We start from the raw sequence: 11,550 nt of genomic DNA on the forward strand, positions 1-11,550 counted from the left end.
ACCAAAAAGAAGAAATGAAAATTAGAAAACTGAGTCTTGCAGTTGTAATGTTATACTCCGCCACTCCATTTTTGTATGCCCAAAAATCGGAACAGGATACGGTAAAAAAAGAGAAGAACATTGAAGGAATTATACTGAAAAGTTCTTCTAATAAAAAATCCGAGAGTGCACTTTTAGTAGATCAGAAAAAAGCAATCATTCAAAAGCAATCAATGGGTTCTGAAGAAATCTCTAGAAAAGGAATTTCTAATGTGGAACAAGGACTAAAGAAGGTAACTGGTATTACTACAGTAGAAGGACGTGGATTGTTTGTAAGAGGTTTAGAAGAAAGATACAACACCTTACTTATTAATGGGTTAGGATCTCCATCAAATAACCCCTTTCAGAAAATTATTGCACTAAAACAATTCCCAACTGACGTAGTAGGAAAGCTGAATATTTACAAAACTTTCAGTACCAATTTGTATGCTGACTTTGCAGGTGCTACTTTCGATATCGAAACACTTACGATTGACCGTCCTTTTTCAAAAGTAGAATTTGGAATTGGTTATAATACGCAAACTACCTTTAAAAACTTCAAAGTTAATCCTGACGCCTACACAATGAAGGGTTATATAGGACAAAATTCCAAAGGAAGACAACTTCCTGATGAAGTAAAAGGATATGTTCCTATGAATTACGAATTCTCGAAACAACAATCTTTGAATTCATTTGAAGATGGTTGGAATGTAGATAAAATTAAAGCATTACCTAATACCAATATTGGTTTTACGACTGCACAAAAATTTAAAGTTGGAGAAGCAGGAAATTTAGGTTTGCTTTTATCCCTAAATCAGGGAACTAAATACGAGATGACTGATGGTAACAAAAACCAGTTTCTTTCTTTACAAACGGTAGGAGAAATGAACAATGATTTAAATAGAAAAGAATACACTTACGAATTAGAGTCGTCTGCTTTATTAGGTCTTGGATATAAAAACAAAGGTTTGAATGTAGGTTTTAATACCATCTATCTTCAAAATTCCACAAATTCAATCTCTGATTTTACAGGATATAAAAACCAAGATATACGCAATGCAGGCAAAGGATTTTTTCGAGTAGATCAGATGGATATTTCCAAGTTTTTGGATGTTCAGTTATGGGCTAGTCAGAAAATTGGAGATCGTCATCTCTTTAAAGTTGGAGGAAGCTGGGTGAAAAATAATTTCCAACAACCAGATCGAAAAATTTCTGAGGGAATTCTTACGGATAACCCGAACGAAGTAAAAATGAATTTTGGGGGAAATAACCTCATTCGACAATATTTGGATGTAGATGGTAATAATTATTTCTCTACACTAGCAGAGTACGCTGTACTGCTGGGAGAAAAAGGAGATAGAAAAAGCTACCCTTGGCAAGTTACTGTTGGATACAATGGATTCGTTGATCACCGTAGCAACTCCTACCGATTCATCAATGCTTCTATTAATACAGATATCGCTAAAACGGTTGTTGTAGATATTGACCGTCCACAGCAAAGTTTTGAAGATTATATCCAAAAAGGGTATTTCCACTTTAAAGAAAATACAAATGAAACGGTATATCGATCGAACTTGTATCAGTTTGTGAATGCCGGTTATACTAGTGTAAACTTTAAACCGAATGATACTTGGGATATTCTAGTGGGCGGTCGAGTTGAAAACAGCATCAATATAACGAGATATAAAAAGCAGGGAGATTCTGATTTTAGAGATTTAATTCGAAATCAATATTTTTTACTACCCTCTCTTTCCATTAAAAAGGAACTTAATTCAAAATCCAATATCCGTTTCGCAGCAAGTAAAACACTTACAAGACCAATCCTTATAGAATATATGCCGATTACCTACATTAATCCAGATAACGAAAATATCTTGGGTAATAAGGATCTTAAAAATAGTGAAAATTACAATATTGATCTAAAATATGAAATTTTCCCTACGAATAAGGAAATGTTTGCCATCAATCTTTTCGTAAAAAAAATAGAAAAAGCAATTGAAAGAGGTTATGTTGCTTCTGGAAATTCTACTGGTACTGCCATTACTTTTTTCAATGCGAAAAACGCTGTTTTAGGAGGAGTAGAACTGGAAGGAACTATGAATTTGTCTCGAATTTCCGAATCTCTAAACCAATGGACTATTGGAAGCAACGCGACGTTTATGTATTCCAAAGTAGAGCGAAGTGAAAATCAATTGGAACAAGAAAGACTCAATAACTTCACTGGGGAATTAAAAGACAGAAAACTACAGGGTGCAGCGCCTTGGACTGTAAATGCTGATTTAAAATACGAATTTAAGAATGGACAAAATCTTCCTCAAACTGCATCTTTAGTTTATAATGTTTCTGGATCGAAAATTTTTACTGTGGGAACTTCCGGTTTAGATCACATTTACGAAAGACCTTTTCACCAACTTGATTTTGTATATAATACCCAATTAACAAAAAACTGGAATATAAAAATGGGTATTTTGAACCTACTGAACAGTACCTATCAACTTGATCAAGGGGATGACGGTTATATTCCTTTGAATGTACGAACCAATATCCACACGGATTACAAACGCGGAACTTCTGTCAATTTTACGGCAGGTTATACTTTTTAAAAATAAATAAACGAAAATTAAAATTAATATGAAAAAGAACATTTTATCCTTACTGTCATTAGCAGTGGTACTTTCAGTAACTTCTTGTACTGTAGAAATTAGAGAAGATGCTGATATTAATGGAGGTGGAACGCCGAGTGGCCCAACAACTGGTGCTGTGTTAAGTGGAACGGGGACACTAACTGGAACATTAACGCAAAACACCACGGTAAAAAAAGGAACTTACTCCTTGGAAGGAGTTGTAAAAGTTCCGGAAGGAATTACATTAACTATTGAACCTGGTGCTACGTTTACTGCAAAAACTTCTGTAGGAAGCAGTTTAGTTGTTTTACAAGGAGCAAAAATATTCGCAGAAGGAACCGCTTCGGAACCTATTGTTTTTACTTCAGATAGTAAAAAACCAGGAGATTGGGGTGGTGTTACGTTGTACGGAAACGCACCTATAAAAGCAATTAATGGAGCGATAAAAGCAATTTCGGAAGATGGTAATGAGGTGTATTATGGTGGTGATCAACCAAACGACAACTCTGGAAGTTTAAAATATGTACGGGTAGAATACGGTGGTAAAAAAATTGGAGATGGAACTTCCGAAACGAATTCTATGACATTTTACTCCGTTGGAGCTGGAACAACTTTAGAGAATTTAGTTTCTTACATGGGAACAGATGATGGTTATGAGTTTTTTGGAGGAACAGTAAATGCGAAAAATTTGGTTTCTTACGGAAATTATGATGATGCATTTGACTGGCAAGATGGTTGGAGTGGACAAAACAACAGCAATTGGTTCGCTTATCAAACTGGAACCGGAAACTTCGGGATGGAAATTGAAGCTTCTGGAAACGCTGATAATACTGCACCAAAAGTAAACGGAATTACTTTGATGAGAGCCGCAGGTACCAAACCTGAAAATCCGGGTTCATCAGAAGTAAGTGCCATTCAATTCAAAAAACATGGTTCTGGAATTTTTACGAATGTTTACATAGACGGATACAAAAATACAGATGGCAAAAATGCATATTCTGTTCTTATCCAAGATGCTCCAACAGAAACAGAGCAAGTAAACAAAGGAAAAATAGTGGTTTCACCAGCAAATCATTTAAATTCTGACAACCTGAATATTTGGGGTTATACTTTCTCAGGAAACGGTGGAAAAACTTTTACGAGCGATACAACCGTGAAGAAAGTTTCTCTAATTGGTGGTGCTTGGGCAACGGTAAACGGAGTTGACTTATTGTCTTCATTAAAATAATTTTTTTCATTCTTCATATCAAAAAAGGGCTTTTCAAATTTGAAAAGCCTTTTTTTATTCTTCGTCATCTTCGTACTGCTCGAGGTAGTAGGCAAATGAAAAGTCTTCAAGCTCCTCATCTGCATCTTCTAAAGTTGCCAATAGATCTTCGAAATCTTCTAATTGATCCACACTCATATTCACGAATTCTAGATGCAAAGGCAGTTCGACAAATCCAGTGATCGAATCATAAAGAGCATTTAAATTATCCCCAAACGTTTCTGGCAGTGGCAATTTTTCTTTTAATTGCTGATAAAAATCTTCGGTGTCACCGAGGTCGGTAAAGTCTATATATACAGTATTCATATTTTTAGGTTGTAGGTGTTAGGTTTTTAGGTTTTGGGTTTTGGGTTTTGGGAATTAGCATTTAGATTGTAAATTCTAATCTCATGCCTTTATCTTTGTTCTCTACGTCTGTAAATTACTGTTTCTCAAAACTTTTGTAATGATTTTTGGTGAGCCATACTTCTCCATCTTTTGTAAAGACGATGCGGTCAGCGTTTCTGTTGCCGCAGTTGTAATTTACATCCGCTTCAAAATATTTGTTTCCTTTAGGAAGTGTTTTTTCTCTATTGCTGAAATGATCGCCACCAATAGCTTTCCCAGGAAGAACATCGCAGAGATTACCTTTTGATGCCACCCAACCATTTTTGCGGGCTTCACCTTTTGTCAGGTAATAATCTGGAAGTTTGTGGTTGGTTTTTACATAATTAATAACTTTTCGTTCTTGCGTCAGTTCATCGATATTCCTACTTGATTTTGTGACTTCTGATTGATTAATTCCCGCGGAATTTTCGCTGTATTTATTTTGATTTGAAGAAACCTCTGACTTATTTATACGCTCAGGTTCACTTTCCCTTTTATTATCTTTAATCATGTACATGATCAAAAAGGTACTTAAAACGCCGATGATAAATGTTAGAACGAGTTTGACTTTCTGTCTATCCATATTTAAATTTTGTAGTTATTTTTAACGCCAGTCTTCTGGAATGTTGCAAACTGGAATAGGTTGAATTTTATGTTGTGCCGCTTTATTCATTCTGCTGAAAATTTTATAAACCTCCAGATCTCGACCTGAATAATCACTTTCCGACTTGGTTCCGAATTCTTTCTGAATCTTTTCCAGTTCTGGATAGGTCGCTCCAATTTGCTGTTCGTCGGTTCTTGCTTCATCCCAAAGTCCATCTGCTGGAATTGCATTTTGAATAGATTCAACCAAGTTTAAAGATTTAGCCAAAGCATAAACTTCTGTTTTATATAAATCTGCAATCGGGGAAACATCTACTCCACCATCGCCATATTTGGTAAAGAAACCAACACCGAAATCTTCTACTTTATTTCCTGTTCCACAAACAAGCAGACCATTAATTTGTCCATAATGATATAAAGTTAGCATTCTTAGTCTTGAGCGTGTATTTGCAAAAGCTAGCTTTTCAGCGGGATAATCTTTACCATCCGCATCGAAGGTTTTATACAGCTCTTCGAAAGCAGGAGTAAGGTTAACGGAAATAGCTTCTATATTAGAAAATCGTTTTTTCAGATCTTCCATGTGTTCCCACGCACGATTCACCTCATCTGGATTCTGCCGGATCGGCATTTCAATTAATAAAGTTTTTAAACCCGTCATAGCCGCGAGTGTTGAAACTACTGCAGAATCAATCCCTCCTGAAACCCCTATCACGTAACCTTTCACATTTGCTTTACTAGCATAATCTTTAAGCCAGTTGACTATTTTATCTGTTATTTTATCGGTCTGCATTTAATTTTTACTGTATTTTTCTTTTGTTAATTCATACCATTGACAAATGGCATTATCTACGTCATCAACGAATGTTCCCTTTTCCGCAAAACCTAATTTGTCCTTTAATATTCTGCAGGAATCTCCATTTTTAATATCGGCACAAGCATAAATAATATCCAAATTCATTAGATTAAAACCATAATCCAACACAGCTTTGCCCGCTTCTGTTGCATATCCTTTTCCCCAATACTCTGGCAAAAACCGGTACCCAATCTCATACACATTTTTAAAACCATTAATTGGCTCCGTCAATACTTTTAAACCGCTCCAACCGATTAGCAAATTAGATTCCTTTTCGATTACAGCCCATCTCCCAATACCATTCTCTTTGTATTGCTTTCGGATGTTCTTAATGGTCTTTTCGGACTCTGCCTTAGTGGTCACCGGCTTTACTCCGAGATATTTCATCACCTTCGCATTACTGTCGAGCAGATAGATCATCTCTACATCTTCAGCAATAATTTCTCTTAGGAGAAGTCTGGAGGTTTCAATAAATATTTTTGCCATTAATTTTCCTTATTTTTGCATTTTAAAATTTGATGTAAAAATAATGAAGTTTTTTAGATATCTCTCGTTTTCTCTTGTATTCGTATTAACAATGAGTTCCTGTAAAAAAGATCCGAAAAATCTATGGGAAATAGAAATAAAAAATCCAGGTGAGAAAGCCCAGATCATCGATATTTCTAAAGAGTTTTATGATCCCGGTATCCCACTGGAAATTTTCAAGAACAAATATCCTTGGTTTCAAGGAACAGTGCCGAATGAAGATTTCGCAGAAAGAAGAATTGACAAAGAAGAAATAAAGGTCTACAAAGAAGCAGTTGCAAAAATCGATGTGCAGAAACTCAGCAGTGAGCTTGGTAACTTATTTTCGCACATCAACTATTATTTCCCCCAATTTAAAAATCCAGCTGTTTTTCTCTATTCGTCAAACTTACAGGGGATTATGGAACCAATTTTTTATCAATCTGATGAGAATCTCCTATTCATAGACATTTCTGCATTTATGGGTGAAAACAACCCCAATTATCAAGGTTTGGAGCAGTATTTCCAAAAGAGCATGAATCCTAATAATATTTTACCAAAAGTTTCAGAAGTTTTTGCGAAGAATTTTGTTCAACCAAATACAGATCAGCAGAAATTTATTGATCTCATTGTTTATCAAGGGAAGTTAATGGTTTTACAGGATGCTTTCTTACCATCAGAACCTGACTATTTGAAAATGAACTATACGCAACCACAATATGATTGGGCTAAAGCCAACGAAGCGAATATCTGGAACTATTTTGTAGAAAGTAATTTAGTTTTCAGTGACGACGCGCGTTTAATAGAAAGATTTATCAACCCTGCACCTTTTTCAAAATTTTATACGGAGATTGATAATGAATCCTCTCCACAAATTGGAATTTTCACAGGGTGGCAGATTTGCAGAAAATATTATCAGGAAAAACCAGAAACTAAGTTAGCAGACTTTTTAAAAATGAATGCTCAAGAAATATTTAATCAAAGTAATTATAAACCTAAAAATTAATGAGACAGACCCAAATAACCATAGACATCGAGTTAGATGACAATCACGTTCCCGAGAAAATGACCTGGAATGCTGAAGATGGAGGTATTGTAAAAGAAGAAACCAAAGCAACAATGATTTCCGTGTGGGATGATAAGAAAAAAGAAGCTTTACGAATTGATCTTTGGACCAAAGATATGCCAGTTGATCAGATGAAGATGTTTCTTCACCAAATCTTAATGTCACTAAGCAGCACTTACGAGAAAGCTACAGGCGAAGAAGATGTTGCACAGTGGATGGATGAAATGGCAGAGGAATTTGCCCAGCGTTCCGCGATAAAAATGTAACTTATCACTAAAGCACTGAACAAGTTAATTACAAAAGCAAAACCAATGAATTTTAATACGAAAGTAATACACGGTGGTCAACACCACGAACCCGCAACAGGATCAGTAAATGTTCCTGTATTCCTAACGTCAACATTTGCACAAAAATCTCCGGGTTCACCAGTCGGTGAATATGAATATTCCAGAGCTGCAAATCCGACAAGACAAGCTTTAGAAGACAGTTTAGCCTCTATTGAGAACGGAGCGAGAGGACTGGCTTTCGGTTCTGGTTTAGCTGCTATTGACTGTGTATTGAAATTACTAAATCCCGGCGATGAAGTTATTTCTGTAGATGATTTATATGGTGGATCGTACCGCTTATTTACCCGTTTATTCGAGAAATATCAACTTAAATTTACTTTTGTAAGTTTTGATGAGGTTTCAAAAATTGCAGACGTAATTACCGAGAAAACCAAACTAATCTGGTTAGAAACTCCTACCAATCCACTAATGAAGTTGGTAGACATCAAAGCGGTTACTGATTTAGTAAAAGGAAAAGATATTTTAGTTGCTGTAGATAACACGTTTGCCACTCCTTATATTCAAAGACCTTTGGATTTGGGTGCTGATATCGTAATGCATTCCGCTACAAAATATTTAGGTGGACATTCCGATGCAATTGCAGGAGCTCTAATTGCAAAAACTCCGGAATTAGGTGAGAAACTTCACTTTATTCAGTTCGCTAGTGGTGGAATTCTAGGACCACACGATTCTTATCTGGTTTTAAGAGGTATTAAAACTTTGGCTTTAAGAATGCAAAGACACTCTGATAATGGCTTAGTAGTGGCTGAATATCTAGAGAATCATCCAGCGGTAGAAAAAGTTTTCTATCCGGGACTTAAATCTCATCCGCAACATGAATTAGCAATGAAACAGATGAGGGAACCGGGTGGAATGGTTTCTTTCACTTTCAAATCAGGAAAGCAAGAAGATGCAATTAGGTTTTTAGAAAATTTAAAAGTTTTCACCTTAGCAGAATCTTTAGGTGGTGTAGAATCTTTGGCAAATCACCCAACTTTGATGACACACGCATCTATTCCCGCAAAAAAACGTGCGGAATTAGGTATTACCGATGACCTTGTTCGTTTGAGCGTTGGCATCGAAGACAAAGAAGATCTGATCGCAGATTTGGAAAAAGCTTTTGGTTAAAATCATTTGAAGATTACTGTACAATGGAAAACCACAAAAGGCACAACAGAAGAAGTATAATTTTTAGCTTTTTAAAGATTAAATAAGATTTAAATACTTTGTTATTTGAACTTTAAAAAAGGGTTTCTATTAATTTTCATAAAAACTTTTATGGCTTTTGTGGTCTAAATATAAAATTTTTCGATGACTCAATTTCAAAAATACATTCAAAGATACTTGGATCTCATTCCGACCGACAATTGGTTGGAAGAAATGAAAATCTGCGGAGTTCAAACTATAGAACTCTATAAAGAACTTTCTGAGGAACAAGCTGGTTTCGCTTATGCACAAGGAAAATGGAGTTTAAAAATATTGTTGCAACATCTCATCGACGCAGAACGCATTTTTGTATATCGTGCGTTACGTTTTTCCAGAAATGATGACACTGAACTGGCGGGTTGGGATGAAGAAGAATATGCGAAAAATTATTTTCTTGAAGACACCTCACTGAAAAGCTTAATTGAAGAGTTTGACTATTTAAGAAAATCCACCATTCATTTTTTCAAACACTTAAATGAAGATATTCTCGCCCGAGCGGGAGTTGCAAACCAAAATGAGATCTCGGTGGAAACCATCGGAAAATTAATCGTTGGACATAACCTTCATCATCTGAATATTATTAACGAAAGATATTTACCGTACCTAAAATAAAAGTCAAGTAAATCAGAATTAAATTTACTTAATTATTAAAGCGGGCTTAGTCCCGTTTTCTTTTTTTATTTTGGCTATATTAAAAAAAACAAATCTCTAATTATAAAAACAGATACCGATGAATTGTCCCTGTTGTTCCGAAAAATCTTACGAAGAATGTTGTCAACCTTTTCATCTTGGTGAGAGGACCGCTCCAACTGCGGAAACATTAATGCGATCGCGTTTCTCTGCCTTCGCGATTCCAAATGGAGATTATTTAATGAAAACCACCTTTCCGGCAAAAAGAAAACTTCACAACAAAGAAGATCTGCAGGAATGGGGCGAAATTAACCAATGGACGAAACTTGAGATCATTCAAAAACCGAATGTAAATCAGGTAGAGTTTAAAGCTTTCTATACCGATGAAAACGGAAAACCACAACTTCATCACGAACTTTCAGATTTTAAACAAAAAGAAGGGCGATGGTACTATGTGAAAGGAAAATTTTTAAGCTAAAAAATTAATCGCGAGATCTTTCCTGTTTTTTCTTCTGTCTTAAAACATACAGATACAAACTCTCTACTTTCGTTCGGGCCCAATCTGTTTTCCGTAAAAACTTCAAGGAAGATTTAATGCTCGGATTATCGGTAAAACATTTGATATTGATCTGCTCACCCAGTTTTTCAAAACCTTCGTAATAGTCCACCAATTCCTCCAAAATTACATAAAGACGTTTTCCGTGTAAAGGATCTTTTGATTTCTCTTCCATAATTATTGGTAAAAATAATGATTTTAGTTCTGAAGATCATTTAATTTTCCACCAAATTACTTTTAAATATTAAAATAAAAATCACGTAAAAATTAATTAAAATAAACCGACAAATTCTAAATCCTCTTTTTGTTTCTTACATTTGAGATATGAAAATTCTGCATACGGCCGATTGGCATTTGGGCAAACGATTAGACCGCTTTTCACGGTTAGAGGAACAAATTTTAGTCATGGAAGAGATCGTTCAGATCGCCGATGAACAAAAAGTAGATCTGGTTTTGGTGGCTGGCGATCTCTTCGATAATTTCAATCCGGGCGTGGAAGCGATCGAGCTTTTTTACAAGACCTTAAAACGTTTATCTCTCAATGGAAAACGACCTGTGATTGCGATCTCCGGAAACCATGATTCACCAAGCTTAATTGATGCTCCGGATCCGCTGGCACGGGAATGCGGAATTATTCTGATCGGTCATCCGAAGGCAAAAGTTCATCCCTTTGAACTGGAAAATTTCAAGATCACAACTTCGGTCGATGGTATGATCGAGTTAACATTGAAAAACCACAATTTTCCCATACGCATTTTACACACTGCCTTTGCCAATGAAATGAGATTAAAAGAATACTTTGGCGAAAATAAGGAAGACGCGCTCAATCAGGTTTTAGCCGACAACTGGAAAACAATTGCAGATGAATTTTGTGATGCAAAGGGCGTTAATATCCTGATGACTCACTTATACATGAATAAGAGAGGGACGCCAGTTCTGGAAGAACCGGATGGTGAAAAACCCATTAAGATCGGAAATGCCGACCTCATCTATTCCGATACAATTCCGCCGCAGATTCAATATACCGCTTTGGGTCATTTACATGCTTTTCAAAATATTGGAACGAAAGAGAAACCTGTTGTCTACTCCTCCTCACCTTTATGCTACAGTTTTAGTGAAGCCGGCCAAACTAAATACGTTTCTATTGTTGACGTTGAACTCAATCGAGACGCTTCCTATGAAAAAATTGCCTTAAAAAAAGGTAAACCTTTGGTTCAGAAAACTTTCGACGACGTTGAAAAAGCAATCGAATGGTTATCTGAAAATCAGAATACCCTGATAGAACTCACTTTAGAAAGTGAAACTTATTTAAAAGCGGAGGAAAGAAAAATGCTTTATAATGCTCATCATGGTATTGTACATCTTATTCCAAAAGTTAAAAACCAGAAGTTTCCTGAAAGCCAGCGATCTGAAATTAATCTGAATCAGGATATTCGGAGTCTTTTTAAAGATTACTTTAAATCTAAAAATAACGCTCAGGAACCGAATGAAGATCTTCTCAATTTGTTCAATGAAATTTTAAATCCATAAG

Annotated in this window: 13 protein-coding genes; 8 read left to right on the top strand and 5 right to left on the bottom strand. The window is 35.7% G+C overall.

The window, feature by feature from the left end; all coding sequences use genetic code 11:
- The first annotated feature begins 14 nt into the window (after positions 1-14).
- The gene (locus FNJ88_RS02780) at positions 15-2,621 is read left to right on the top strand and encodes a TonB-dependent receptor plug domain-containing protein (protein ID WP_143851639.1); all 2,607 of its coding nucleotides are present in this window, start codon (positions 15-17) and stop codon (positions 2,619-2,621) included.
- 28 nt (positions 2,622-2,649) lie between these two features.
- Positions 2,650-3,870 carry a hypothetical protein gene (locus FNJ88_RS02785; protein ID WP_143851640.1) on the top strand — a complete coding sequence of 407 codons (1,221 nt, stop codon included), beginning with the start codon at positions 2,650-2,652 and terminating at the stop codon, positions 3,868-3,870.
- A gap of 54 nt (positions 3,871-3,924) precedes the next feature.
- Here the strand turns inward: FNJ88_RS02785 and FNJ88_RS02790 are convergent, their stop codons facing one another.
- The 4 genes from FNJ88_RS02790 to FNJ88_RS02805 all read right to left on the bottom strand — a co-directional run bounded on the left by FNJ88_RS02790 (position 3,925) and on the right by FNJ88_RS02805 (position 6,217).
- A complete protein-coding gene (locus FNJ88_RS02790) occupies positions 3,925-4,215 on the bottom strand; it encodes a barstar family protein (protein ID WP_143851641.1) in 291 nt (96 codons plus the stop codon).
- A 115-nt stretch (positions 4,216-4,330) separates the two neighbouring features.
- Complete coding sequence (locus FNJ88_RS02795; RefSeq protein WP_228414558.1) at positions 4,331-4,858, bottom strand: ribonuclease domain-containing protein; 528 nt, start codon at positions 4,856-4,858, stop codon at positions 4,331-4,333.
- Between the two features lie 21 nt (positions 4,859-4,879).
- Positions 4,880-5,668 (bottom strand): NAD(+) synthase, encoded by a 789-nt coding sequence (gene nadE, locus FNJ88_RS02800; protein WP_143851642.1) that lies wholly within the window; start codon positions 5,666-5,668, stop codon positions 4,880-4,882.
- The gene (locus tag FNJ88_RS02805; RefSeq protein WP_143851643.1) at positions 5,669-6,217 is read right to left on the bottom strand and encodes a GNAT family N-acetyltransferase; all 549 of its coding nucleotides are present in this window, start codon (positions 6,215-6,217) and stop codon (positions 5,669-5,671) included. It lies immediately after the preceding gene.
- A 91-nt stretch (positions 6,218-6,308) separates the two neighbouring features.
- Here FNJ88_RS02805 and FNJ88_RS02810 point away from each other — a divergent pair, with 91 nt between their 5' ends.
- The 5 genes from FNJ88_RS02810 to FNJ88_RS02830 all read left to right on the top strand — a co-directional run bounded on the left by FNJ88_RS02810 (position 6,309) and on the right by FNJ88_RS02830 (position 9,941).
- Positions 6,309-7,241: a gliding motility protein GldB gene (locus tag FNJ88_RS02810; protein WP_228414559.1), complete on the top strand. Its 933-nt coding sequence runs from the start codon at positions 6,309-6,311 to the stop codon at positions 7,239-7,241.
- Positions 7,241-7,567, top strand: a complete 327-nt coding sequence (gene gldC / locus FNJ88_RS02815; protein WP_143851645.1) for a gliding motility protein GldC — start codon at positions 7,241-7,243, stop codon at positions 7,565-7,567. The genes FNJ88_RS02810 and gldC overlap by 1 nt, the downstream gene beginning before the upstream one ends.
- A 45-nt stretch (positions 7,568-7,612) precedes the next feature.
- Positions 7,613-8,755, top strand: a complete 1,143-nt coding sequence (locus FNJ88_RS02820) for a cystathionine gamma-synthase (protein ID WP_143851646.1) — start codon at positions 7,613-7,615, stop codon at positions 8,753-8,755.
- Between the two features lie 183 nt (positions 8,756-8,938).
- On the top strand, positions 8,939-9,445 hold the full coding sequence (locus tag FNJ88_RS02825) for a DinB family protein (protein ID WP_143851647.1): 507 nt from the start codon (positions 8,939-8,941) through the stop codon (positions 9,443-9,445).
- Positions 9,446-9,563: 118 nt separating this feature from the next.
- Positions 9,564-9,941 (top strand): YchJ family protein, encoded by a 378-nt coding sequence (locus FNJ88_RS02830; RefSeq protein ID WP_143851648.1) that lies wholly within the window; start codon positions 9,564-9,566, stop codon positions 9,939-9,941.
- Between the two features lie 4 nt (positions 9,942-9,945).
- On the opposite strand, the gene FNJ88_RS02835 is transcribed toward FNJ88_RS02830, so the two are convergent.
- Positions 9,946-10,194, bottom strand: coding sequence for a VF530 family DNA-binding protein (locus tag FNJ88_RS02835; RefSeq protein ID WP_143851649.1), 249 nt, complete (start codon positions 10,192-10,194; stop codon positions 9,946-9,948).
- 149 nt (positions 10,195-10,343) lie between these two features.
- Between FNJ88_RS02835 and FNJ88_RS02840 the strand changes: the two genes are divergently transcribed.
- Entirely contained in the window at positions 10,344-11,549 is a 1,206-nt protein-coding gene (locus FNJ88_RS02840) for an exonuclease SbcCD subunit D (RefSeq protein ID WP_143851650.1), read from the top strand.
- The last annotated feature ends 1 nt before the right edge of the window (position 11,550 follow it).

This window comes from Chryseobacterium sp. SNU WT5 (genome assembly GCF_007362475.1).
GTDB lineage: Bacteria > Bacteroidota > Bacteroidia > Flavobacteriales > Weeksellaceae > Kaistella.